Source organism: Pseudomonas sp. NPDC089428 (genome assembly GCF_044749325.1).
Classification (GTDB): domain Bacteria; phylum Pseudomonadota; class Gammaproteobacteria; order Pseudomonadales; family Pseudomonadaceae; genus Aquipseudomonas.
Genome location: NZ_JBIVHT010000001.1, coordinates 588,460 through 611,134 on the forward strand (window position 1 = coordinate 588,460; position 22,675 = coordinate 611,134).

The window sequence follows — 22,675 nt, forward strand, 5'->3', positions numbered from 1 at the left end:
GGTGCTGGCCAGCCTAGGATGCGCTCACGTCGTCGGCTGACGACCTTCCACACCTCTACTGGAGAAGATTCCATGAACCTTAACGACCTCATCGCCAACCCGCTGGGCTTCGGCACCGCGCCACTGGGCAACATGTTCCGCAACGTGCCGCAAGAGGAAGTACAAGCCTCGGTGGACGCTGCCTGGAACAATGGCGTGCGCTACTTCGACACCGCACCGTTCTACGGTGCCGGCCTCTCGGAAATCCGCCTGGGCGAGGCCCTGGCCAAGCGCCCTCGCAATGAATACGTACTGAGCAGCAAGGTCGGCCGCGTCATCCTCGACGAACTGGAAGACCCCGCTGCCCGTGAGTTGGGCGAGAAGAGCGGCCTGTTCGAGCATGGCAACCGTAACCGCATCGTCAATGACTACAGCGCCGATGCCACCCTGCGCTCGATCGAAGACACGCTCAAGCGCATGGGCACCGATTATCTGGACATCGTCTGGATTCACGACATCGCCCAGGACTTCTACGGTGACGAGTGGCTGAGCCAGTTCGAAATCGCCCGCACCGGTGCCTTCCGCGCGCTGAGCCGCCTACGTGAAGAGGGCGTGATCAAGGCCTGGGGCCTGGGCGTTAACCGTGTCGAGCCGATCGAGCTGACCCTGGACCTTGAACAAGCCCGCCCGGACGGCTTCCTGCTGGCCGGCCGCTACAGCCTGCTGGATCACGAGCGTGCGTTGCAGCGGGTGATGCCGGGCGCGCTGGCCCAAGGCCTGGGTATTGTCGTCGGCGGCCCGTACAACTCGGGTGTGATTGCCGGTGGTGACCACTACGAGTACCAGAAGGCCAGCTCGCAAATCCGTGCCCGTGTACAGCGCCTGAACGAAGTGGCGGCGCGCCATGGCGTGGATATCAAGGCCGCAGCGCTGCAGTTCTCGCTGGCGCACCCGGCGGTGGCGGCGGTGATTCCCGGGGCGACCCGGCCGCAGCATGCCGACCAGGACCTCGCGGCGTTCAAGGCGGTAATTCCGGCCGCGTTCTGGGCAGAGCTGCGTGAGTTGGGGATGATTGCCCAGCATGCGCCAGTGCCCAAGGCCTGAGTCTGCTAGGGGAGGGCTTTGCCCTCCTCGCGCCGCGGTTTGTCACTATGACCAGCCGCGGCGATGAGCGCTGAGCTGATGCGACTTGTTTGTGCTCTATATATGGGCCAAAATATGGCCCTCTATTGAGGGTTAAAAAACATGCAGAACATCTTTGCTGACGTGGCCGTAAGCGTGTCGGAGCTGAAAAAGAACCCATCAGCCGTGATGACCGGGGCTGCGGGCATGCCGGTCGCTGTGCTCAATCACAACCGCGTGATGGGTTACATGGTGCCGGCCGAGTTGTACGAAGCCATGATGGAGCGCCTTGAAGATCTTGAACTGAGCGAGCTGGCCAAGTCGAGGCTGGGTGAAAAGGGCGTACCGGTATCTCTGGATGACCTATAAGCTCGAGTTTCTGCCGTCCGCGCTGAAAGAGTGGAGCAAGATCGGCCACACCGTGCGTGAGCAGATCAAGAAGAAACTTGGCGAACGCTTGCAGTCACCCAAGGTTCAAGCCGATGCGCTGCGCGACATGCCGAACCACTACAAGATCAAACTCAAGTCTTCAGGGTATCGCCTGGTCTATCGAGTAGAGGAAGCGCGTATCGTTGTAGTGGTTGTATCAGTGGGCAAGCGTGAGCGCGGTGAGGTCTATCGTGCGGCTCAAAGGCGTTAGATCAGGCTCTGCTGCAGCGCTTCGATAAACACCTCCTCAGCCCGGCTCAACCGCTGTTCCCTGTTCCACAACAGGTGAATATCCACATCGGCGATCCCATCTTCAGGCGGCAGCTTCCACAGCAACCCCGCCGCCACGTCCGGCGCCACCACATGCTCGGGCAGGCAGCCGATGCCGAACCCGGCAATCACCAGCCGGCGCACCTCTTCAAGGCTTGGCGATGACGCCACGATCCGCCCGGAAAACCCCTGCTGGTCACGGAAGATGGTCAGCGGCGACAACATGCCGCCAATCTGGTCGCTGGTGAAGCTGACGAAATTCTCCCGCTGCAGATCGCCCTCGGCCTGGCCGAACAAGGCGTGGTGCTTGCCGCAGAAAAATGCATAGCGCTGGCGCAGGAACAGGCGCTGCTCCAGCCGTGGCTGCGGCCTGCGGTTGAGGCTCAGGCCTGCCGTGGCAGTCTTTTCCTGCAAGGCGGCCACGATATCTGAGCTGCGCATCACGTCGATTTCCAGGTCCACCCGTGGGTGTTGGCGATGGAAGTCCGCCAGCAGGTCATCGAACCGCTCGCTGACGATGCGGCTGATCATCAGCAAGCGCACCTTGCCTACCAGTTCATCCGCCGGCTGCTCCAGCAGACCGCCGATCTGTGACATCTGCCCATACACCTCTCCGGCCAGCTGGAACAGCTGCTCGCCCATGTCGGTGAGCACGAAGCGCGGCCCGCGGCGGGCGATCAGCTGGCGGCCGAGCTGCTCCTCCAGGCGCTTGAGCGCCTGGCTCACGGCCGGTTGGGTCAGGTGCAGGCGCGCGGCGGCGCGGCTGATGGACAACTCCTGGCCGATCACCCGGAAGGTGCGCAGCAGGTTCCAGTCGAGGCGGTCGTTGAGCAGGCGGTCGGACATGGCAGGCTCGATGATAAGCAGGGCTAATAGTGCGAATAATAAATAGAAAATTGACTAATCATAGCCCCGAGACGATAAATCGCAGTTATCGAAGCCTGTGACAACGGTGCTGGCTTCTTCGCGGGTAAACCCGCTCCCACAGGTACTGCACCGCATGCAGGCCTTGTGAAGTCTCTGTGGGAGCGGGCTTGCCCGCGAAGCATCCAACACCGGCCACAAGGCCAAGCGCCTCCAGAGCGCCACCGTGACCCCGTCAACTCCTGCCAGAAAAACAAGCAAAGGAGCCCCCATGAAGCCCACCGCTTCGCCCCAGCCGCGCCGTGCCGCCGCCGCCGCGTTCATCGGCACCATGATCGAGTGGTACGACTTCTACATTTACGCCACCGCCGCCGCCCTGGTGTTCGGTGCCTTGTTCTTCCCCTCCGACGACAGCCTGTTCAGCACCATGGCCGCGTTCGGCACCTTCGCCGTGGGCTTCTTCGCCCGGCCGCTGGGTGGCATTGTCTTTGGCCACGTGGGCGACCGCATCGGCCGCAAGAAGTCGCTGGTCATCACCCTGCTGATGATGGGCATCGTCACCGTGTGCATCGGCCTACTGCCGACCTACGCGCAGATCGGCGCCGCCGCGCCGGTGCTGCTGATCATCTTGCGGGTGATCCAGGGCATCGCCGTGGGCGGCGAGTGGGGCGGGGCGGTGCTGATGGCCGGCGAACATGCGCCCAAGGGCCGCCGCAACTTCTTCGCTTCGTTCGCCCAGTTGGGCAGCCCGGCGGGCCTGATCCTGTCGCTGCTGGCCTTTGGTGCGGTGACCCGCCTGCCGGAAGAAGACCTGATGAGCTGGGGCTGGCGTGTGCCGTTCCTGGCCAGTGCGTTGTTGCTGCTGGTGGGCCTGGCGATTCGCCTGGGGGTCAACGAGTCACCCGAGTTCATCGCCAGCCGCGAGCAGGCAGCCAGGGCCCAGCGCAAGGAACAGGCGCCGGTACTGGAAGTGCTGCGCACCGCCTGGCGCCCATTGCTGCTGTGCATCGGCGCCAACACCCTGGGTATCGCCGGGGTCTATTTCACCAACACCTTCATGATCAGCTACACCACCCAGCAACTGCACCTGGAGCGCTCGCTGATCCTCGAATGCCTGTTCTTCGTGGCGGTCATCCAGTTCTGCGTGCAGCCGCTGGCCGCCTGGCTTTCTGAAAAGCTCGGCGCCACCCGCTTCCTGGCCCTGGTCGCGTTGCTGGCGATGGCCTCGCCGTACCCGATGTTCGTGCTGGTCAGCTCCGGCGAAGGCCCGCTGATCGTGCTCGGCATCGCCCTGGCGGCGGCGTGCATGGCGTCGTTCTACGCGGTGATCGCGGGCTATGTCAGCGGCATGTTCGAAACCCGTGTGCGCTACACCGCGATTTCCCTGGCTTACCAGGTGTGCGGCGCCATCGCGGGCGGCCTGACCCCGCTGATCGGTACCTGGCTGGCCCACACCTTTACTGGCCAATGGTGGCCGATGGCAGTGTTCTACACCCTGATCGCCACCCTTTCGCTGGTTTGCGTGCTCGCCCTGGCGCGCCAGTACGCCCGTAGCCAGCGCCTGGAACTGGCCTGATCGATCCACCTGATTCTGGAGTACCCGCACATGTTGAAAAGCAATGGCGAACGCCTGTGGGCGAGCCTGATGGCCATGGCTGAAATCGGCGCCACTGCCCGCGGTGGCAGCTGCCGCCTGGCCCTGAGCGACGATGACAAGGCCGGCCGCGAACTGTTCAGCCACTGGTGCCGCGAGGCGGGCCTGACGCTGTCGGTGGATGCCATCGGTAATCTGTTCGCTCGCCGCGCTGGCAGCGACCCGGGCGCCGCGCCGGTGATCATGGGCAGCCACCTCGACACCCAGCCCGAAGGGGGCCGTTTCGATGGCGTCTATGGCGTGCTGGCTGGCCTTGAGGTGGTGCGCCGCCTCAACGACCTTGGCATCCACACCCGCAAGCCGCTGGAAATCGCGGTGTGGACGAACGAGGAGGGTGCGCGCTTCACCCCGGCCATGTTCGGCTCGGCGGTGTTCACCGGCACTCTAGCGCTGGACCAGGCCCTGGCCATCCGCGATGCCGATGGCATCAGCGTCGCTGACGAACTGCAGCGCACCGGCTACGCCGGCCAGCGCCCGTTGGGCGGCCAGGTCGATGCCTATTTCGAGGCGCACATCGAGCAAGGCCCGATCCTTGAAGACAACGCCAAGGCCATCGGTGTGGTCAGCGGTGGCCAGGCCATCCGCTGGCTGGACGTGACCGTCGAAGGCATGGCCGCCCACGCCGGCACCACGCCGATGCCGCTGCGCAAGGATGCCCTGTACGGCGCCGCGCGGATGATCCAGGCGGTCGAGCAACTGGCGGCAGACTTTGCGCCAGAAGGCCTGACCACCGTGGGTGAACTGTCGATTGCCAAGTCCTCGCGCAACACAATCCCCGGCGTGCTGCGCTTCACCGTCGACCTGCGCCACCACCGCGACGAAGCCATCGAGGCCATGGAACGCGAACTCACCCTGAAGCTGCAGGCCATCGCCAACCAGCGCGGTCTGCAGGTCCGTATCGAACGCCACTGGGTCAGCCCGGCGACGCCGTTCGACGCCGACTGTGTAGCCGCTGTGCAGCAGGCGGTGGACGGGCTTGGTTATGCCCAGCAGACCATCGTCAGCGGCGCCGGCCACGACGCCATCCTGCTGGCCCGCTACTGCCCGACGGCGATGGTGTTCATCCCCTGCGTCGGCGGCCTGAGCCACAACGAAGCCGAAGACGTACTGCCCGAGGATGCCCGCCAGGGCGTCGATGTTCTGCTCAATGCCGTGCTGGCCCGCGCCGGCCAGGTCGAACAAGGAGAAGCCTGATGCGTTGCTACTTCCACCCCGAACAACTGCTGCACCATCCGTGCAGCTACTACTCGCGTGGCGCCATGCGCACCCCACAGGAAGTCCCCGAGCGTGCCCGGCGCCTGCTGCAGGCCGCCAAGGACCTGGGCTTCGACATCCGCCAGCCCGACGATGCCGGCCTCGATCCGCTGAAGGCCGTGCACGGCGAGGCCTACCTGGCGTTCCTCGAAGAAGCCCATGCGCGCTGGAAGGAAGTGCCTGAGGACTGGGGCGACGAGGTCATGTCGAACATCTTCGTGCGCGAGCCCAACGCCCTGCGCGGCATCCTCGCCCAGGCCGCGCGCTACCTGGCTGACGGCAGCTGCCCGGTGGGTGAAAACACCTGGCGTTCGGCCTACTGGTCGGCGCAGAGCGCGGTGGCCGCTGCCAAGGCCATTCTCGATGGTGAGCCGGCGGCCTATGCGCTGTGCCGGCCACCGGGGCACCATGCGCGGTTCGATGCGGCGGGTGGGTTCTGCTACCTCAACAATGCTGCCGTGGCGGCCCAGGCCCTGCGCAGCCGTTACAGCCGCGTGGCGATTCTGGATACCGACATGCACCACGGGCAGGGGATTCAAGAGATCTTCTACGAACGTAACGATGTGCTGTACGTGTCGACCCATGGTGATCCGACCAACTTCTATCCGGGGGTGGCCGGGTTCGAGGACGAGCGCGGCAGTGGTGCGGGGGAGGGGTATAACCTCAACCTGCCGATGGCCCATGGGGCCAGCGAGGCGGACTTCATGGGGCAGCTGGAGATCGCGCTGGCTGCGGTGCAGGACTTTGGGGCCGAGGTGCTGGTGTTGTCGCTTGGGTTCGATATCTATGAACTGGATCCGCAGAGCAAGGTGGCGGTGACGACGGAAGGGTTTGCGGCGTTGGGCGAGCGGATTCGGGCGTTGCGGTTGCCTTGTGTGATTGTGCAGGAGGGGGGGTATCACCTGGAGAGCCTGGAGGCGAATGCGCAGGCGTTTTTTGCCGACAAGGTGGAATGGCGGTAGCAGAGGTAGGGCGAGGGATCGAGTCAGGGCTGGCAGGTGCTAGCCATGGCATTTTCGGCGCCTGTGAGATCGAGCGCCGCGCGGGCGGCGCTCGATCTCACAGGCGCTGAAAATGCCAAGGCGAACCCCCCGGCCACACCACAATCCCTAAATCCCACCCCGCCGCACATGCTTCACCAGCACCTTCTCCAACAACTCCCACATCGCCGGATCCGTACTGAACGCCACATTGAACCGCATCCACCCGGTAGCCTTGGCATCGACCATGAACAACTGCCCAGGCCCGAGCATGATGCCTTTCTCCAGCGCATCGTCCAGCAACGCCGCACTGTCCGGAATCGCCGGGTGCCGGGTCCAGATATACATCCCTTCATCCGATTCGATGAACAGTTCAAAGCCCAATCGATGCAGATGCCGGCCAACTTCCTGATGGGCTTCGGCCAACCGCTGGCGCAGGCGCTTGAGGTGCTTGCGCCAGCGCCCGTCGATGATCGCGGCATACACCACGCGCTCCATCACCTGCGAGGTGGTCAGCCCCGAGCGCATCTTCAGGTGCAGCAGCTTCTGCGACAGCTCCGGGTTGGCCAGCAGGTAGCCGACTCGCACGTTGGGCGAGATGCTCTTCGAGTAGCTGCCCACGTACACCACCTGCTGCAGGTGGTCGAGGCTGGCCAGGCACGGTTGCGGCTCGGCGACCATGTCGGCGTACAGGTTGTTTTCCACCAGGCGGAAGCCGTGCTGGCTGGCCAGTTGCAGCAGGCGGTGCAGCTGCGGCAGCGGGGTGCGTGAGCAGGTCGGGCTGTGCAGGTGTGGCTGGGTGAAGAACGCGGTAGGGCGGTGATGCGCCAGCAGCTGTTCAAGGTGATTGAGGTCATAACCGTTCGGCGTGCGTGGCACGCCGATCAACGTCGCGCCCTGAGTGCGCAGGATACTCATCAGGTTGGGGTAGCCAGGGTCGTCCACCAACACCACGTCACCCGGGCGGACCAAGGTCCGCACGGCCAGGTCCAGCGCCTGGCTGGCACCGTGGGTCAGCATCAGCTGTGCCGGGTTGCAGACGATCGACAGCTCCTGCTGCAGGTTCTGCGCGGTCAGCGCGCGCAACTCCGGCAGGCCCATCGGATCGCCGTAGCCAGACAATTCCAGCGGGCTGCCGGCCACCTGGCGCAGGCCCCGGCGCAGGCCCTCCTCGTACATCCAGTCGTTGGGCAACCAACCGCAGCCGGGCTTGAACGGCAGCTGACGGATTTCGAAGATCTGCTGCAGGTACCACTCGGAATTGAACGTCGGGCGGCCGGCTTCAGTCTCGCTGTTCTGGCTTTCCAGCAGCTCGTTCGCCGCACGATTGACGAAGAACCCCGCATTGCCCTTGCTCACCAGCAAACCCTGGGCGACCAGGCGGTCATACGCCTCGACCACGGTGAAGGTGCTCACCGAATAGGTCGCGGCGAAGGCGCGAATCGACGGCACCTTGGCGCCGGGCTTGAGGGTCTGGTTGTCGATCAGCTCGCGCAGGCCGTCGATGATCTGGTTGACCAACGGCGTGGAGGAGTCTGGATGTAGTTCGAACATTCGGGGCCTTCAAGAGTGCGTAACGCCAGGCGCCAGCGGGGTGTATTGCATCGGCGGCCTGTACAGTGCAGTGCGAGATTCATGCCACTGTGCATGGCTCTCTACGTCGGACATTTTTACATTAGGTGTCAGATATCGCCACATAAAGCATGTTCAGTTCGCCCCAGGTGCCAACCCTGGGGCGCGTCAGCAGGCCGCCACGGAAGGCCTGCGTGTGTTTGCGCACACCACCCTGCCCGCATTAGCACTGATGTACAGGTGAAACCGAGAGCCATCGGGGTTTCACAGTTTTCCTTGGATAAAAAGAAGCACGGGGTACACAACTGATGGACGCAACATCCACAACCACCACCGCGAAAAGCGGGCACGAGAGCAAGCTCAGTGCCTCGCTCAAGTCGCGCCACCTGACGATGATGTCGATCGCCGGGGTTATCGGCGGCGCCTTGTTCGTCGGTTCCGGCAGCGTGATCCACAGCGCCGGCCCGGCCGCAGTACTGGCCTACCTGGCCGGCGGCATCCTGGTGGTGCTGATCATGCGCATGCTCGGTGAAATGGCGACGTCGTCGCCCGACACCGGCTCGTTCTCCACCTACGCCGACCGCGCGATCGGCCGCTGGGCCGGTTTCACCATCGGCTGGCTGTACTGGTGGTACTGGGTCATCCTGATGGCCTGGGAAGCCTATGTGGCGGGCAAGATCCTGCATGGCTTCTTCCCCGACGTGAGCGTCAATGTGTTCGTGCTGGCCACGACGCTGCTGCTGATCACCGTCAACTTCTTCAACGTCAAGCACTACGGCGAGTTCGAATTCTGGTTCGCGCTGATCAAGGTGGTGGCGATCGTCTGCTTCCTGGTGGTGTGCACCGCCGCAGTGATGAACATCTGGCAGTTCGGTGAAGTGCGTGGCATGACCCACCTGACCGCCGAAGGCTTCATGCCCAACGGCATCACCACGGTGATCGGGGCGTTGCTCGGGGTGATGTTCGCCTTCCTCGGCGCCGAAATCGTCACCATCGCCGCTTCCGAAGCCAAGGACCCGGCCACCCAGATCGTCAAGGCCACCAACTCGGTGGTATGGCGTGTGTGCCTGTTCTACGTCGGCTCGATCTTCCTGATCGTCTGCCTGGTCCCGTGGAACGACCCGCAACTGGGCGTTTCCGGCTATGGCGCCTACCGCCGTACCCTGGAGCTGCTGGGCGTGCCGCACGCCGAGCTGCTGATGAACTTCGTGGTGCTGACCTCGGTGAGCAGCTGCCTGATCTCGGGCCACTACACCGCTTCGCGCATGCTGTTCTCCCTGGCCCAGCGTGGCGACGCGCCGTCGTTCTTCAAGATCACCCGCGCCGGCACCGGTGTACCGGTGTACGCGATCATTGGCTCCTGCGCCGTGGCCGTGGTCTGCGCGCTGATCAACTTCAGCGAGACCCTGCGCCCGAAAGACGTGCTGGAAACCCTGATGAACACCACCGGCATGATCGCCCTGCTGGTGTACCTGGTGATCGCCTTCTCGCAGCTGCGCATGCGCCGCAAGCTGATCGCCGAAGGCAAGGAAGTGCGCCTGCAGATGTGGCTGTTCCCTTGGCTGACCTACCTGGTAATCGGCTTCATCATCGCCGCGCTGGTGACCATGGCCTTCATGCCTGACTACCAGATCCTGGTGATCTCCACCGGCATCGCCGCGGCCGTCGTGGTGGCCATGGGTGTGGTCCACCAGATCCGCTCTGGCAAGCAGCAACACTAAGCGTCACTTGCTGTTGGAAACGGCCGGCTCCCTTGGGGACCCGGCCGTTTCGCGTTTCTGGGCCTGGTGTTTTTCCGCGGGCATGTGAAACCGCTGGTTCATCCAGGGTGAACCGAGCAGGGCGGCGGCGGCGATCAGCGCCAGGATGGCCAGGGCCAGGGACAGTTTCATGGGCATGCGCATAAAAGGGATGACTTCAAGCATAGGTGGACAGTTCAGGCGCATGTGCGCCGTTACATGGCTTATGCTCACAGCATCGCCCGCCCAAAGGAGCCGCCCATGGCTTGGTCCGCCACCCAGTATTCCCTGTTTGAAGACGAACGCACGCGCGCTGTGCGTGATCTGCTGGCCGCAGTACCACCGCGGCCGGTGCGCCATGCCACCGACCTTGGCTGTGGCCCCGGCAACTCGACCGAAGTGCTCCTGCAGCGCTGCCCGGATGCCCAGGTGACGGCGCTGGACAACGACAAGGACATGATCGACAAGGCCCGCGAGCGCAAGCGCCTGCACATTCCGCGGGTGCGCTGCGAGATCGCCGATATCAGCGCCTGGTCCGCCCCCGAGCCGCAGGACCTGATCCTGGCCAATGCCTCGCTGCAATGGGTGCCCGACCACGGTTCGCTGTACCCGCACCTGGTGCGCCAGCTGAGCGAGGGCGGCAGCCTTGCCGTGCAGACCCCGGACAACCTCGACGAGCCTGCGCACCGCCAGCTTCGCGAGATCGCCGGCCGTGGCCCCTGGGCCGACAAGTTCGCCGAATTCAGCCTGCCACCGCGGCATAACGCGGCGTTCTACTACGACCTGCTCAGCCCGCTGTGTACACGGGTGGATGTGTGGCGCACCACCTACCACCACCCGCTTGCCGGCGGCGCTGAGGCGGTGGTGGAGTGGTTCAAGGGGTCAGCCCTGCGGCCCTACCTGGCGAAGCTGGATGACGACGAGCAGGCGGATTTCCTGCAGATGTATCTGCAGGCCATGCAGCATGACTACCCGCCTGCCACCGATGGCAAGGTGCTGCTGCCGTTCCCGCGGTTGTTTGTCGTCGCGACCCGTTAAGGCCGACGCCAGCGCCGGATCAAGTAGCCGTAGATAGCCAGGTTGAGCAGCAGCACGACGCCGCCCAGCAGCAACTGGATCTGCGGCGTCAGGCCGGCAGGGTAGATCAGCGGCCAGAGGTAATGTTCGACGAAGCCGCCATGGTACCCCGCGTCGCCGGCCGCCAGGCGCATGCGGTTTTCCCAGTCGGTGAGCGGGCATTCCAGGTGCAAACCTTCCACCGCCAGGCCCCAGGCCAGGGCAGGGAGATGCAGGAGCAGAGCGGGGCGCCACTTGAGCACCAGCAGGCCGCCGAACAGGACCACCAGGATGAAGGCCAGGTGCAGCAGGACCAGAGCGTCGGCGGCTATTCGGTAGAGCATGGTGGATGAGACTGCAATTGAGGTATTCCCAGCATAGTCGGGTCGTCTGTACCGGCCTCTTCGCGGGCAAGCCCGCTCCCACAGGATCACCACAATCTTCGAATCTGTGGTGATCCTGTGGGAGCGGGCTTGCCCGCGAAGAGGCCGGTAAGGTCCTACAACGCTTCCTGAACCATCTGCAGGAAGGTCGCCACCACCCGCCGCGAACGCTGCTCGCTCAGGCATACCAGGGTCTCGGTCAGGTGCCGCTGGCAATCGACGATGGGCAACGCACACACCCGCGCATCCGCACCAAACTCGGCCGCCGACACCACCCCCACGCCAATCCCCACCACCACGGCCTCGCGCGCCGCCTCACGCCCCTCTACCTGAATCGCCGGGCGAATCCGCAAGCCTGCGCGCTGCATCTCTTCCTCCAGCGTCTGCCGCGTCACCGACCCCGGCTCGCGCAGCACCAGCGGTGTGTCGTCCAGGTCCGCCAGGTTGATCGAGCCGCGGCTGGCCCACGGGTGGTTGTGCGAGACGAACGCCACCATCGGGTCACGGCGCAACGGTACGCAATACAGCCGCTCGTCATCGACATCCCGGCCAAGCAACGCCAGATCGGCCTGGTAGCTGAACAGCCGTGACAGCGACTCATCGGTGTTGCCGGTCTCGACCTTGACCTGGATGCCCGGGTAGCGCTGACAGAAGCGCGCAATCTGCGGCAGCACGTGCACGGGCGCATCCACTGCCAGCACCAGGCTGCCGGTGTGCAGGGCACGTGAGTCCTGCAGCAGGTCATGGGCTTCGGCCTCGCAGGCGAACAGGCGCTGGCTGATGCCCAGCAAGCGCTCGCCCAGGTCGGTCAGCTGCACCGAGCGCTTGTTGCGGTGAAACAGCAGCACGCCGAAGCGCTCTTCGAGCTTGCGCACCTGGTCGGACACCGCCGGCTGGGTCAGAAACAGCTTTTCTGCCGCGCGGGTGAAGCTGCCGTGCACGGCCACGGCATGGAAAGCCTTGAGTTGAGCGTGGGATACCGACATGCCGACTCCAGTAACAAGCTGAGCTTATGTGTGAAATACGATAAATCGATTTTCTTTATCAGTCAGCAACTGTTTCCATACGTTTCAACCCGAGGCTGTCGCCACAAGCAGCGGCCGGGCCATGGCCCGCACACCGGCGCCATCTGACCAGATGACGAGCCTTCGTCATGCAGTGCGCAACACAACAACAAGACAGGCGTTTTTTAACAATCTGCCGGCACACTTGAGCAAGAGGTCAGAGTCAATGAATCAATCACTAGCCGCGTTGAAACGCTGGCGCATGCAGATTTTCGCGATCACCTGGCTGGCCTACGCCGCCTTCTACTTCACCCGCAAAGCCTTCTCGGTGGCCAAGCTCGGCATCGGTGAAGACCCGACGTTCATGCTCGACAAGGCCGCCATGGCCAACCTCGACGCCATCTACCTGGCCGCCTACGCCGTGGGCCAGTTCACCTGGGGCATGCTCGCCGACCGTTTCGGCCCGCGCGTGGTGGTGCTGGGCGGCTTGCTGATTTCGGCGGTGGCCGCGGTGGTGATGGGCAGTTACGCGACCTTCCCGATCTTCGCCACCTGCATGCTGATCCAGGGCCTTGCGCAATCCACTGGCTGGGCCGGGCTGTGCAAGAACATCGGCAGCTTTTTCCCGGCCTCGCAGCGCGGGCGGGTGCTGGGGCTGTGGAGTTCGTGCTACGCCTTCGGTGGCCTGGTCGCTTCGCCGTTCGCCGGCTGGTGGGCCTATACCCTGGTCGGCACCTGGCATGCGGCGTTCTTCTCCAGTGCCGCGGTGGTGGCTGGCGTGGCCGTGCTGTTCTTCTTCCTGCAGCGCAACAAGCCGGAAGACGTCGGCCTGCCGGCGGTCGAACCCGAGCCGCAGAGCATGGCCCCGGCCGGCAACCTGTGCAGCGTCTGGGCGCCGCTGCGCGAGATCCTGCGCAACCGCACGGTGCTGACCCTGGGCTTGGCGTACTTCCTGTTGAAGCCGGCGCGTTACGCCATCCTGCTGTGGGGCCCGGTGATCGTTTTCGAGCAGATGCCATCGGTCGGCAAGGTTGGCGCGGCGATCATCCCCACCGCCTTCGAACTGGCCGGGTTGCTGGGCCCGATCATCATCGGCCTGGCTTCGGACAAACTGTTCGGCGCCCGACGCATGCCGGCCTGCGTGATCAGCCTGGTGCTGTTGACCGTGACCCTGGCAGCGTTCATGGCGGCCATGCACAGCGGCAGCATCGTGATGGTGGTGGCCTTGCTGTTCGTCATGGGCCTGACCCTGTACGGGCCGGACTCGATGATCAGCGGTGCGGCGGCAATCGACTTCGGCACGGCCAAGGCTGGCGCCACCGCGGCGGGCTTCGTCAACGGCTGCGGCTCGGTGGGCGCGGTGCTCGGCGGCCTGCTGCCGGGCTACTTCGACAGCGTCACGGTGTTCATCGTGTTCGCCGGTTGCGCGCTGTTCTCGGCCCTGGTGCTGCTGCCGCACTGGAACAGCCGCCCGGCCGGCTCAGCCCAGGCCAATGACGTGGCACCCAACACCAGCATGGCGATCAAGCCACTGCGTACCTGAAGGAACGCAAGCGGTTCGGCGCGGGCCTGGAGCCCGGGTTCGCGCCAGATGCTCGCTGCGGTAGCCGGCAAGGCCGACAAAGCGTGAGATTACTTGTCGATCCACTGCCCGAGGGCGTATAAACTGCACCCACTTTTGGCCGGTCGCTTCCTGAACCGGCCGCTGAAACAAAGAGAGTCGACATGGGCGCACAGTGGAAAGCCAAACATAGAGAAACAGCTGCCAATGCCAAGGGCAAGATCATGGGCAAGCTGGCCAAGGAAATCCAGATCGCTGCCAAGTCTGGCGCTGACCCGGACATGAACCCGCGCCTGCGCCTGGCCATCGCCCAGGCCAAGAAAGCCTCGATGACCCGTGAGACCCTTGAGCGTGCGATCAAGAAAGGCGCTGGCCTGGACGGCGACGCGGTGCAGTACCATGCCGTCAGCTACGAAGGCTTCGCGCCGCATCAGGTGCCACTGATCGTCGAGTGCCTGACCGACAACGTCAACCGTACCGTGGCGCAGATCCGCGTGCTGTTCCGCAAGGGCCAGCTGGGCGCCAGCGGCTCGGTGACCTGGGACTTCAACCACGTCGGCCTGATCGAAGCCACCCCGGAAGGCGATGCCGACCCGGAAATGGCCGCCATCGAAGCCGGTGCCCAGGACTTCGAGGAAGGTGAAGAAGAGGGTTCGACCCTGTTCATCACCGACACCACCGACCTGGACGCCGTACAGAAGGCGCTGCCGGAGCATGGCTTCACTGTCACTTCGGCGAAGATCGGCTACACCCCGAAGAACCCGGTGAGCGCGGCCAGCCTGAGTGCCGAAGCACTGGCCGAGGTTGAAGCGTTCCTCGAAGCGATCGACGAGAACGATGACGTGCAGAACGTCTACGTCGGCCTGACCGCCTGATCGTCGGGGCCGCCTTGCGGCCATTCGCGGGCAAGCCCGCTCCCACAGGGACATCACAAGCCATGGCATTGTGGAGTACCTGTGGGAGCAACTGAGCAACTGTCTTGCTCAATTTCTAGAATCTGGCGCGATCCCTGTGGGAGCGGGCTTGCCCGCGAATGGGCCGGTGATGTTCATAGAGGGGAGCCTGCATGAACCCGACTTTCGCCTCCCTCAGCCTCGCCCACCTGCGCACCCTCGACTGCCTCCTGCAGCTCAAGAACCTCAGCCACGCCGCTGACCGCCTGGGTGTCAGCCAATCGGCTCTGAGCCGCCAACTGGCCCACCTGCGCGAAGCCTTTGACGACCCGTTGCTGGTACGCCAGGGCCGCGGCTATGTGCTCAGCGAACACGCCGAAGCCCTGGTCGAACCCCTGCGCCAGGTGCTCGAAGAACTCCAGGCCCTGCGCCAACCCGCCACTTTTGACCCGGCCCGCTGCGAGCGGCGCTTCTGCCTGGCCGCCTCAGACTACGTGGCCGAGCACATGTTGCCGCTGCTGGTGGCCGCGCTGGAGCAGGAGGCCCCTGGCGTGTCCATCGATTACCGTACCTGGCAGGCCGGGCAGTACGCCTTGCTCGCCAGCGGCGAGATCGACCTGGCCACCACCTTGTTCGACGAATCACCGCCCAACCTGCATGGCCGGCTGCTCGGTGAAGACCGCGCGGTGTGCCTGATGCGCCGGGATCACCCGCTGACCACCCTGGCGGTGCTTGGGCAGGACGACTACCTGGCCTGCAAGCATGTGCGCATTTCCGGGGGTGGCGACAAGGACAGCTTCATCGACCGCCACCTGCGTGCCCAAGGGTTGCAGCGGCGGATCAGCCTGGAGGTGCCGTTCTTTTCGGCCACCGTGCAGGTGATCGGCAACAGCCAGGCGCTGGCCACCGTGCCCGAGCACATCGCCCGGCAGCTGTGCCGCCTGCATGGCCTGGCGTGGCGGCCGTTGGGGTTTGTCGAGCATACCCAGCGCTATTGGGTGGTGTGGCACCAGCGCTTGCAGGCCTCGGCCGAGCACCGCTGGTTGCGTAACCGGGTGTTCGAGCTGTGGCGGCAGTCGCAGTTCGGCGTGCAGGGCGGGGTTGCGGGTTTGCCATAGCAGGTATGCGCGAAGCGGGGTTATTCGCCTGGGCGTGGGCGCCTAGACTTGGGGGCATTGTGTTGTCTGCACCGGCCTCTTCGCGGGTAAACCCGCTCCCACAGGATCACCACAGGCCTTGAGGGCAGTGGTGTACCTGTGGGAGCGGGTTTACCCGCGAAGAGGCCGGCGCAGACACAAGATAAACCACAGGAGAGCGCGCGTGACCCCAGAACAATTCCGCCAGTACGGCCATCAGCTGATCGACCTGATCGCCGACTACCGCCAATCCGTCGGCGAGCGCCCGGTCATGGCCCAGGTCGAGCCCGGCTACCTCAAGGCCCAGCTGCCACAAGGCGCTCCGCAGCAAGGCGAGCCGTTCGAAGCCATCCTCGACGACGTCAACCAACTGGTCATGCCTGGCCTGTCGCACTGGCAGCACCCGGATTTCTACGGCTACTTCCCGTCCAACGGCACGCTGTCGTCGGTGCTCGGCGACTTCCTCAGCACCGGCTTCGGCGTGCTGGGCCTGTCGTGGCAATCCAGCCCGGCGCTGAGCGAGCTGGAAGAAACCACCCTCGACTGGCTGCGCCAGCTGCTTGGCCTGTCGGCCCAGTGGAGCGGGGTTATTCAGGACACCGCATCCACCAGCACCCTGGTGGCGCTGATCAGCGCCCGTGAGCGAGCCACTGACTATGCCCTGATACGTGGCGGCCTGCAGGCCGAGGCCAAGCCGCTGATCGTCTATGTCAGCGCCCATGCCCACAGCTCGGTGGACAAGGCCGCGCTGCTGGCCGGCTTCGGTCGCGCCAACATCCGCCTGATCGCCACCGACGCGCAGTTCGCCATGCGCCCGGAGGCGCTGCGGGCTGCCATCGAGCAGGACCTGGCCGCTGGCAACCAGCCCTGTGCCGTGGTTGCCACCACGGGCACCACGACCACCACCGCCCTCGACCCGCTGCGCCCGATCGGCGAAATCGCCCAGGCCAACGGGCTGTGGCTGCATGTCGACTCGGCCATGGCCGGCTCGGCGATGATCCTGCCGGAGTGCCGCTGGATGTGGGACGGCATCGAGCTGGCCGACTCGGTGGTGGTCAACGCGCACAAGTGGCTGGGGGTGGCGTTCGATTGCTCGATCTATTACGTGCGCGATCCGCAGCACCTGATCCGGGTGATGAGCACCAACCCGAGCTACCTGCAGTCGGCGGTGGATGGGGAGGTGAAGAACCTGCGTGATTGGGGGATTCCACTGGGCCGCCGGTTCCGTGCCTTGAAACTGTGGTTCATGTTGCGCAGCGAAGGCGTGGAGGCGTTGCAGCAGCGCCTGCGGCGGGACCTTGGGAATGCGCGCTGGCTGGCGGAGCAGGTGAATGCAGCGGCGCAGTGGGAAGTGCTGGCGCCGGTGCAGCTGCAGACCTTGTGCATTCGCCATCGGCCTGCCGGGCTGGAGGGGGAGGCGCTGGATGCGCATACCAAGGCGTGGGCTGAGCGGCTGAATGCGTCAGGGGTGGCGTATGTGACGCCGGCGACGCTGGAAGGGCGGTGGATGGTGCGGGTTTCGGTGGGGGCCTTGCCGACCGAGCGGGAGCATGTGGAAAAGCTTTGGCTGAACCTGCAAGAAGTGGTTAAAGGCTGATATCGATGGGGCTGCCTTGCAGCCTATTCGCGGGCAAGCCCGCTCCCGAAGGCCACCACAAAGCCAAGGCTTGTGACATCCCTGTGGTAGCGGGCTTGCCCGCGAATGGGCCGCAAAGCGGCCCCTTGCGATTTATCAGTGGCTCACCGCCTGAAAGCTGCCTTTACGGCTGGCCTCGAAGGCTTCCTTCTCCATCGGCTTGGCCTCTGGGTTACCCAGGTCTTCCATCGCCAGACGGTGGGTCTCAGGCGCAATGTAGGCCGCCAGTGCACACACGCAAGTGATGAAGAACGCCAGGCCACCGATCACCAGCGGAATGTTGTCCGAACCCGGTGGCGCCACCAGGGCGAACAGTGCCGGCAGCATGGCAGTCAGCATGGTGCCGATGTTTTGCGCGATGGCCATGGCCGAGACGCGGTAGCGGGTGTGGAACAGCTCCGGGTAGAAGCTTGGGAATACCGCGTTGTAGCCCTGGTAGACCATGCCCCACATGACGATCGAGGTGGCGAAGGCCAGTGGCACGTTCTGGATGCTGATCGCATACAGGTAGACGAAGGCCAGCAGGCCCGAACCCAGGCAGCCGGCGATCATGGTCGGGCGGCGGCCGATCTTGTCGGACAGGTTGCCCACGAACGGGATCACCAGCACCGCGACAATGTTGCCCACCACCGGAATCCACAGGTACACGCTCTTGTCGAAGCCGATGCCGTAGGCCGGTTGTACCGCGTAGGCAGCGCCGAAGATGGTGGCGACCACCGGAATCACGTTCATCAGGGCCATGAACATCACCAGCACCATGTGCTTCCAGCTGTGGCGGAAGGCTTCGCTGATCGGCGACTTGGCAACCTTGTCCTGCTTCTCTTCCTTCACGAACGCTGGGGTTTCGTGCACTTCCTTGCGGATGATGAAGCCTGCGATCAGGACGAAGGCGCTCATCAGGAACGGAATGCGCCAGCCCCAGTCATTGAAGGCTTCGCTCGGCATGAAGTAGGCCAGTGGCAGGAACACTGCCGCCGCCAGTACCTGGCCGGCCTGCACGCCCTGCAAGGTGAAGCTGGCGTAGTACCCGCGCCGGCCGAACGGGGCGTGCTCCATGATCATCGAGCTGGCACCGGAGATCTCACCGGCCACGGCAAAGCCCTGGACCAGGCGCAGCAGTACCAGCAAGGCCGGGGCGAGCAGGCCGATGTCGTGGTAGGTCGGCAGCAGGCCGACGGCCATGGTCGACAGGCCCATCAGGAACATGCACAGCAGCAGAACGTTCTTGCGCCCACGGGTGTCACCCCAGTGGCCCAGCACGAAAGCGCCGACCGGGCGCGCCAGGTAGCCCACGCCGTAGGTGGCCAGCGAGGCGATGATGGCCATTTTCGGGTCGGTGTTGGGGAAGAAGATCTGCGGGAAGATCAGCGCCGCAGCCTGGGCATAGATGAAGAAATCGTAGTATTCGAGTGCCGAGCCAATCCATCCGCTGGCGGTCGCTTTCTTGGCTTGAGAGCTTGAGTGAGCCATCGTTGTCTCCGTTGTTCTTGTAGGTCGCCGCACGGCTGGCGTCGCCCAGGGGCGGCCAGAGGGAGTGCGATCGCTTGTCGGGAGTAGGGCGTGCGTTATGGCGCGATTGATCGCAGGCGTTGTCTGCAAAGGGAGGACGAACGAGCAGGTGCGGATCGCAGGGCGATGGAGGTGTGCATAGGTCGGTACCCGGTTTATTGAACTTATTATGTGGTGACGCTGGGCTTGTCTGCGCAGGTTGTGCCGAGCGACCGTCAGGGCAGAAGAGGGCGGTCGGTGTGTCTGCGTCTGGGTTCATGGTTGCCTAGGGTTGGCGGTGAATCAATTCGTCAAAATCGGTTTTGTGCGGTAATCGAACGCAAAACTAACCATTTCGTACAAACAGATTGCCGGGCCGACTTTACCTGCGAATAATCAATAGTGCCAAGAACCCACGAGGTTCTGGTTCGTCGTCCGTCCAATAACAAGGAACTCCCCCCATGCAGCGTTCGATAGCCACCGTGTCCTTGAGCGGCACTCTGCCGGAAAAGCTCGAAGCCATCGCCGCCGCCGGTTTCGACGGCGTCGAGATCTTCGAGAACGACCTGTTGTACTACGCCGGTAGCCCGCGTGAAGTCCGGCAGATGTGCGCCGACCTCGGCATTGCCATCACCCTGTTCCAGCCGTTCCGTGATTTTGAAGGTTGCCGCCGCGACCGCCTGCAGAAGAACCTCGACCGCGCCGAGCGCAAGTTCGACCTGATGCAGGAGCTGGGCACCGACTTGGTGCTGGTGTGCAGCAACGTCCAGGCCGACGCCCTGGGGGATGAACAGATCCTGGTGGACGACCTGCGCCTGCTCGCCGAGCACGCCGGCAAGCGCGGCTTGCGCATCGGTTACGAAGCACTGGCCTGGGGCCGTCACGTCAATACCTACCAGCAAGTGTGGAACCTGGTACGCCAGGCCGACCACCCGGCGCTGGGGGTGATCCTCGACAGCTTCCACACCCTGTCGCTCAAAGGGGACCCGGCGGCGATCCGCGACATCCCCGGCGACAAGATCTTCTTCGTGCAGATGGCCGACGCGCCGATCCTGAACATGGACGTGCTGGAGTGGAGCCGCCACTTCCGCAACTTCCCGGGGCAGGGCGAAATGGACCTGGCCGGCTTCCTCGCGCCGATCCTGGCCACTGGCTACCGTGGCCCGCTGTCGCTGGAAATCTTCAACGATGGCTTCCGCGCCGCGCCGACTCGGCAGAACGCCGCCGACGGCCTGCGCTCGCTGCTGTACCTCGAAGAGCAGACCCGCCTGCGCCTGGAGCAGGAAGGCACCGCCATCGAACCGGGTGTGTTGTTCACCCCGCCGGCCGCCAGTGTCTATGACGGCGTGGAGTTCCTCGAATTTGCCGTCGACGAAGCAGTCGGCGCGCGCCTGGGCGGTTGGCTCAAGCGCCTGGGCTTTGCCGAAGCCGGCAAGCACCGCAGCAAGGACGTGCGCCTGCTGCGTCAGAATGACATCAACATCGTGCTCAATGCCGAGCCATACTCCTTCGGCCACAACTTCTTCGAAGCCCACGGCCCGTCGCTGTGTGCCACCGCCTTGCGGGTGAAGGACGAGCACGCCGCGCTGCAGCGCGCCACCGACTTCCGCGGCCAGCCATTCCGCGGCCTGGTAGGCCCCAACGAATGTGAAGTGCCGGCCGTGCGGGCGCCGGACGGCAGCCTGATCTACCTGGTGGAGCAGGGCAAGGAAGGGCCGTCGCTGTATGACACCGACTTCCGCCTGGACCCGGCCGCCGATGCCAGCGGTGGTTTGCAGCGCATCGACCATATGGCCCTGGCGTTGCCGGCCGAGTCGCTGGACAGCTGGGTGCTGTTCTACAAGAGCCTGTTCGATTTTGCTGCCGACGATGAAGTGGTGCTGCCCGACCCGTACGGCCTGGTCAAGAGCCGCGCCTTGCGCAGCCAGTGCGGCAGCCTGCGTTTGCCGTTGAACATCTCGGAAAACCGCAACACCGCAATCGCCCATGCGCTGTCCAGCTATCGCGGTTCGGGCGTGCATCACATCGCCTTCGATTGCGCGGACATCTTCAAGGAAGTTGCCCGGGCCAAGGAGTCTGGCGTGCCGTTGCTGGAAATTCCGCTGAACTACTACGACGACCTCGCGGCGCGCTTCGATTTCAACGACGAGTTCCTCAGCGAACTGGCGTACTACAACGTGCTGTACGACCGTGATGCCCAGGGTGGCGAGCTGTTCCACGTGTACACCGAACCGTTCGAAGAGCGCTTCTTCTTCGAGATCATCCAGCGCAAAGGTGGCTATGCCGGGTATGGTGCCGCGAACGTCGCGGTACGCCTGGCAGCGATGGCCAAGCGGCGTAGCGGGGCGGCGCGCAAGCCGGTCTTGTGATCATCGGTTGAGAGCTTGCCTGATCCACATCTTGTGGGAGCGGGCTTGCCCGCGAATAAGGCGACTCGGTGCATGGCACCGGCTTTGCCGATGTTCGCGGGCAAGCCTGCTCCCACTGGTACAGTGGAGGCTTCAGAAATAACCTCAAAAATCTATACAAAATACTACTCTTGTATAGAAATCCCTCCGGTGCACCGCCCGTGGTACTCAAACCTTCGGCCCTCAGCGCACTCACCCTGGTCACTGTGATGATCCTGAGCCAGTCCGCATCCGCTGACTGGCAGTCCTCCCTGCCCAGCGCGAAACTCTCGGGCAGCGGCGATTTCACCTGGTTCGGCCTGCGTCTCTACACCGCCCGCCTTTGGCGCGCCGGTACCGCCTGGTCCTGGGCCGAGCCGTTCGCCCTCGAACTGACCTACCACCGGGCGCTTTCCCGGAACACCTTGGTGCAGGCCAGCATCGAAGAAATGCAACGGCTGGCGAAGCCGCCATTGGCCAGCGATACCATCGAGCAGTGGTCCGCCACCCTGTCTGAAGCCTTCGTGGATGTGCGCCCCGGCATGCGCATCACCGGGTTGTACCTTCCCGGCCATGGTTGCCGCTTCTATGTCGATGGCCAGCTCAGCCTGGAAGTGACCGACCCGGCCTTGGCCCGTGCGTTCTTTGCCATCTGGCTGGACCCCCGGTCCCGCGATGCGCAGCTGCGCGAACGTCTGCTGGGGGTTGCTGCAAACGACTGAGGAGGCTTAAGCATGTACAAGGCGTTGCTGGTGATCGCCTGCCTGCTACTGGGCAGTTGCAAGGTGGGTGTCGAGCATTATGCCCAGGAGCAGCCGCGCCTGGACCTGGCGGCGTTCTTTTCGCAGCCGGTGCAGGCCTGGGGCCTGTTCCAGAAGCCCTCGGGCGAAGTGGTCAAGCGCTTCAAGGTGCGCATCGACAGTCGCCGTGAAGGCGAGCGACTGATCCTCGACGAGCACTTCGTGTACAGCGATGGCACGCGCCAACAGCGCATCTGGACGTTGACCCCCGACGGCCCGAACCGTTGGCGCGGCACGGCCGGTGATGTGGTTGGCGTGGCCGAGGGCGAGGTGGCGGGTAACGCGCTGCACTGGCGCTACCGCCTGGACTTGCCGGTCGATGGCCGGCACTGGACCATGGACATGGACGACTGGATGTACCTGATGGACGAGAATACCCTGATCAACCGCACCCGTATGAGCAAGCTGGGCATCGAAGTCGGGCAGATCAGCCTGTTCTTCCGTCGCGTGCCGTCAGGCACTCCGTGA

21 protein-coding genes are annotated in these 22,675 nt (G+C 64.3%); 15 read left to right on the forward strand and 6 right to left on the reverse strand.

Annotated elements, in window-relative coordinates; translation table 11 throughout:
• Nucleotides 1-72 precede the first annotated feature (72 nt).
• From ACIPZ5_RS03045 to ACIPZ5_RS03055, 3 genes are all read left to right on the forward strand, one after another.
• On the forward strand, nt 73-1,083 hold the full coding sequence (locus tag ACIPZ5_RS03045) for an aldo/keto reductase (protein ID WP_400806578.1): 1,011 nt from the start codon (nt 73-75) through the stop codon (nt 1,081-1,083).
• A gap of 141 nt (nt 1,084-1,224) precedes the next feature.
• Nucleotides 1,225-1,470, forward strand: coding sequence for a type II toxin-antitoxin system Phd/YefM family antitoxin (locus ACIPZ5_RS03050; RefSeq protein ID WP_013972043.1), 246 nt, complete (start codon nt 1,225-1,227; stop codon nt 1,468-1,470).
• Entirely contained in the window at nt 1,460-1,741 is a 282-nt protein-coding gene (locus tag ACIPZ5_RS03055; protein WP_343595224.1) for a type II toxin-antitoxin system RelE/ParE family toxin, read from the forward strand. The genes ACIPZ5_RS03050 and ACIPZ5_RS03055 overlap by 11 nt, the downstream gene beginning before the upstream one ends.
• Here ACIPZ5_RS03055 and ACIPZ5_RS03060 read toward each other — a convergent pair.
• Nucleotides 1,738-2,646, reverse strand: coding sequence for a LysR family transcriptional regulator (locus ACIPZ5_RS03060; RefSeq protein ID WP_343595225.1), 909 nt, complete (start codon nt 2,644-2,646; stop codon nt 1,738-1,740). The genes ACIPZ5_RS03055 and ACIPZ5_RS03060 overlap by 4 nt on opposite strands.
• Nucleotides 2,647-2,935: 289 nt before the next feature.
• Here ACIPZ5_RS03060 and ACIPZ5_RS03065 point away from each other — a divergent pair, with 289 nt between their 5' ends.
• From ACIPZ5_RS03065 to ACIPZ5_RS03075, 3 genes are read left to right on the forward strand one after another with little or no spacing between them, the layout of a single operon-like run.
• Nucleotides 2,936-4,240 (forward strand): MFS transporter, encoded by a 1,305-nt coding sequence (locus ACIPZ5_RS03065; protein WP_343595227.1) that lies wholly within the window; start codon nt 2,936-2,938, stop codon nt 4,238-4,240.
• 30 nt (nt 4,241-4,270) lie between these two features.
• Nucleotides 4,271-5,512, forward strand: coding sequence for a Zn-dependent hydrolase (locus ACIPZ5_RS03070; protein ID WP_400806583.1), 1,242 nt, complete (start codon nt 4,271-4,273; stop codon nt 5,510-5,512).
• Entirely contained in the window at nt 5,512-6,534 is a 1,023-nt protein-coding gene (locus ACIPZ5_RS03075; protein WP_400806586.1) for a histone deacetylase family protein, read from the forward strand. Before ACIPZ5_RS03070 ends, ACIPZ5_RS03075 begins: the two co-directional genes overlap by 1 nt.
• Nucleotides 6,535-6,681: 147 nt before the next feature.
• Here ACIPZ5_RS03075 and ACIPZ5_RS03080 read toward each other — a convergent pair whose 3' ends face one another.
• A complete protein-coding gene (locus tag ACIPZ5_RS03080) occupies nt 6,682-8,106 on the reverse strand; it encodes a PLP-dependent aminotransferase family protein (RefSeq protein ID WP_400806589.1) in 1,425 nt (474 codons plus the stop codon).
• 326 nt (nt 8,107-8,432) lie between these two features.
• Between ACIPZ5_RS03080 and ACIPZ5_RS03085 the strand changes: the two genes are divergently transcribed.
• Nucleotides 8,433-9,845 (forward strand): amino acid permease, encoded by a 1,413-nt coding sequence (locus tag ACIPZ5_RS03085; RefSeq protein WP_110632428.1) that lies wholly within the window; start codon nt 8,433-8,435, stop codon nt 9,843-9,845.
• A 3-nt stretch (nt 9,846-9,848) separates the two neighbouring features.
• Here ACIPZ5_RS03085 and ACIPZ5_RS03090 read toward each other — a convergent pair whose 3' ends face one another.
• Nucleotides 9,849-10,028 carry a hypothetical protein gene (locus ACIPZ5_RS03090; RefSeq protein ID WP_085679126.1) on the reverse strand — a complete coding sequence of 60 codons (180 nt, stop codon included), beginning with the start codon at nt 10,026-10,028 and terminating at the stop codon, nt 9,849-9,851.
• A 96-nt stretch (nt 10,029-10,124) separates the two neighbouring features.
• Between ACIPZ5_RS03090 and tam the strand changes: the two genes are divergently transcribed.
• Nucleotides 10,125-10,901 (forward strand): trans-aconitate 2-methyltransferase, encoded by a 777-nt coding sequence (tam, locus tag ACIPZ5_RS03095; RefSeq protein ID WP_261940475.1) that lies wholly within the window; start codon nt 10,125-10,127, stop codon nt 10,899-10,901.
• Here tam and ACIPZ5_RS03100 read toward each other — a convergent pair.
• Nucleotides 10,898-11,263: a DUF2784 domain-containing protein gene (locus tag ACIPZ5_RS03100; RefSeq protein ID WP_343595240.1), complete on the reverse strand. Its 366-nt coding sequence runs from the start codon at nt 11,261-11,263 to the stop codon at nt 10,898-10,900. The two genes, tam and ACIPZ5_RS03100, sit on opposite strands and share 4 nt — an antisense overlap.
• A gap of 155 nt (nt 11,264-11,418) precedes the next feature.
• Nucleotides 11,419-12,288: a LysR family transcriptional regulator gene (locus ACIPZ5_RS03105; RefSeq protein WP_060513205.1), complete on the reverse strand. Its 870-nt coding sequence runs from the start codon at nt 12,286-12,288 to the stop codon at nt 11,419-11,421.
• A gap of 244 nt (nt 12,289-12,532) precedes the next feature.
• On the opposite strand from ACIPZ5_RS03105, the gene ACIPZ5_RS03110 reads away from it, so the two are divergent.
• From ACIPZ5_RS03110 to ACIPZ5_RS03125, 4 genes are all read left to right on the forward strand, one after another.
• A complete protein-coding gene (locus ACIPZ5_RS03110; protein WP_343595243.1) occupies nt 12,533-13,849 on the forward strand; it encodes an MFS transporter in 1,317 nt (438 codons plus the stop codon).
• Between the two features lie 182 nt (nt 13,850-14,031).
• Nucleotides 14,032-14,742: a YebC/PmpR family DNA-binding transcriptional regulator gene (locus ACIPZ5_RS03115; protein ID WP_054883200.1), complete on the forward strand. Its 711-nt coding sequence runs from the start codon at nt 14,032-14,034 to the stop codon at nt 14,740-14,742.
• 191 nt (nt 14,743-14,933) lie between these two features.
• Nucleotides 14,934-15,878: a LysR family transcriptional regulator gene (locus ACIPZ5_RS03120; RefSeq protein ID WP_261940471.1), complete on the forward strand. Its 945-nt coding sequence runs from the start codon at nt 14,934-14,936 to the stop codon at nt 15,876-15,878.
• A 202-nt stretch (nt 15,879-16,080) separates the two neighbouring features.
• A complete protein-coding gene (locus tag ACIPZ5_RS03125; protein WP_400806595.1) occupies nt 16,081-17,493 on the forward strand; it encodes a DOPA decarboxylase in 1,413 nt (470 codons plus the stop codon).
• 135 nt (nt 17,494-17,628) lie between these two features.
• On the opposite strand, the gene ACIPZ5_RS03130 is transcribed toward ACIPZ5_RS03125, so the two are convergent.
• A complete protein-coding gene (locus tag ACIPZ5_RS03130) occupies nt 17,629-19,002 on the reverse strand; it encodes an MFS transporter (protein ID WP_261940469.1) in 1,374 nt (457 codons plus the stop codon).
• A gap of 479 nt (nt 19,003-19,481) precedes the next feature.
• Between ACIPZ5_RS03130 and quiC the strand changes: the two genes are divergently transcribed.
• From quiC to ACIPZ5_RS03145, 3 genes are all read left to right on the forward strand, one after another.
• Nucleotides 19,482-21,389 (forward strand): 3-dehydroshikimate dehydratase QuiC, encoded by a 1,908-nt coding sequence (gene quiC / locus ACIPZ5_RS03135; RefSeq protein ID WP_261940468.1) that lies wholly within the window; start codon nt 19,482-19,484, stop codon nt 21,387-21,389.
• Between the two features lie 248 nt (nt 21,390-21,637).
• Complete coding sequence (locus ACIPZ5_RS03140) at nt 21,638-22,129, forward strand: chalcone isomerase family protein (RefSeq protein ID WP_261944326.1); 492 nt, start codon at nt 21,638-21,640, stop codon at nt 22,127-22,129.
• Between the two features lie 12 nt (nt 22,130-22,141).
• Nucleotides 22,142-22,675, forward strand: coding sequence for a DUF3833 domain-containing protein (locus ACIPZ5_RS03145; RefSeq protein WP_343595257.1), 534 nt, complete (start codon nt 22,142-22,144; stop codon nt 22,673-22,675).

Excerpts from the sequence above, each read along its gene's own strand:
- ACIPZ5_RS03045 (WP_400806578.1), top strand. The coding sequence starts at position 73 with ATGAACCTTAACGACCTCATCGCCAACCCGCTGGGCTTCGGCACCGCG.
- ACIPZ5_RS03050 (WP_013972043.1), top strand. The coding sequence starts at position 1,225 with ATGCAGAACATCTTTGCTGACGTGGCCGTAAGCGTGTCGGAGCTGAAA.
- ACIPZ5_RS03055 (WP_343595224.1), top strand. The coding sequence starts at position 1,460 with ATGACCTATAAGCTCGAGTTTCTGCCGTCCGCGCTGAAAGAGTGGAGC.
- ACIPZ5_RS03060 (WP_343595225.1), bottom strand. The coding sequence starts at position 2,646 with ATGTCCGACCGCCTGCTCAACGACCGCCTCGACTGGAACCTGCTGCGC.
- ACIPZ5_RS03065 (WP_343595227.1), top strand. The coding sequence starts at position 2,936 with ATGAAGCCCACCGCTTCGCCCCAGCCGCGCCGTGCCGCCGCCGCCGCG.
- ACIPZ5_RS03070 (WP_400806583.1), top strand. The coding sequence starts at position 4,271 with ATGTTGAAAAGCAATGGCGAACGCCTGTGGGCGAGCCTGATGGCCATG.
- ACIPZ5_RS03075 (WP_400806586.1), top strand. The coding sequence starts at position 5,512 with ATGCGTTGCTACTTCCACCCCGAACAACTGCTGCACCATCCGTGCAGC.
- ACIPZ5_RS03080 (WP_400806589.1), bottom strand. The coding sequence starts at position 8,106 with ATGTTCGAACTACATCCAGACTCCTCCACGCCGTTGGTCAACCAGATC.
- ACIPZ5_RS03085 (WP_110632428.1), top strand. The coding sequence starts at position 8,433 with ATGGACGCAACATCCACAACCACCACCGCGAAAAGCGGGCACGAGAGC.
- ACIPZ5_RS03090 (WP_085679126.1), bottom strand. The coding sequence starts at position 10,028 with ATGCGCATGCCCATGAAACTGTCCCTGGCCCTGGCCATCCTGGCGCTG.
- tam (WP_261940475.1), top strand. The coding sequence starts at position 10,125 with ATGGCTTGGTCCGCCACCCAGTATTCCCTGTTTGAAGACGAACGCACG.
- ACIPZ5_RS03100 (WP_343595240.1), bottom strand. The coding sequence starts at position 11,263 with ATGCTCTACCGAATAGCCGCCGACGCTCTGGTCCTGCTGCACCTGGCC.
- ACIPZ5_RS03105 (WP_060513205.1), bottom strand. The coding sequence starts at position 12,288 with ATGTCGGTATCCCACGCTCAACTCAAGGCTTTCCATGCCGTGGCCGTG.
- ACIPZ5_RS03110 (WP_343595243.1), top strand. The coding sequence starts at position 12,533 with ATGAATCAATCACTAGCCGCGTTGAAACGCTGGCGCATGCAGATTTTC.
- ACIPZ5_RS03115 (WP_054883200.1), top strand. The coding sequence starts at position 14,032 with ATGGGCGCACAGTGGAAAGCCAAACATAGAGAAACAGCTGCCAATGCC.
- ACIPZ5_RS03120 (WP_261940471.1), top strand. The coding sequence starts at position 14,934 with ATGAACCCGACTTTCGCCTCCCTCAGCCTCGCCCACCTGCGCACCCTC.
- ACIPZ5_RS03130 (WP_261940469.1), bottom strand. The coding sequence starts at position 19,002 with ATGGCTCACTCAAGCTCTCAAGCCAAGAAAGCGACCGCCAGCGGATGG.
- quiC (WP_261940468.1), top strand. The coding sequence starts at position 19,482 with ATGCAGCGTTCGATAGCCACCGTGTCCTTGAGCGGCACTCTGCCGGAA.
- ACIPZ5_RS03140 (WP_261944326.1), top strand. The coding sequence starts at position 21,638 with ATGATCCTGAGCCAGTCCGCATCCGCTGACTGGCAGTCCTCCCTGCCC.
- ACIPZ5_RS03145 (WP_343595257.1), top strand. The coding sequence starts at position 22,142 with ATGTACAAGGCGTTGCTGGTGATCGCCTGCCTGCTACTGGGCAGTTGC.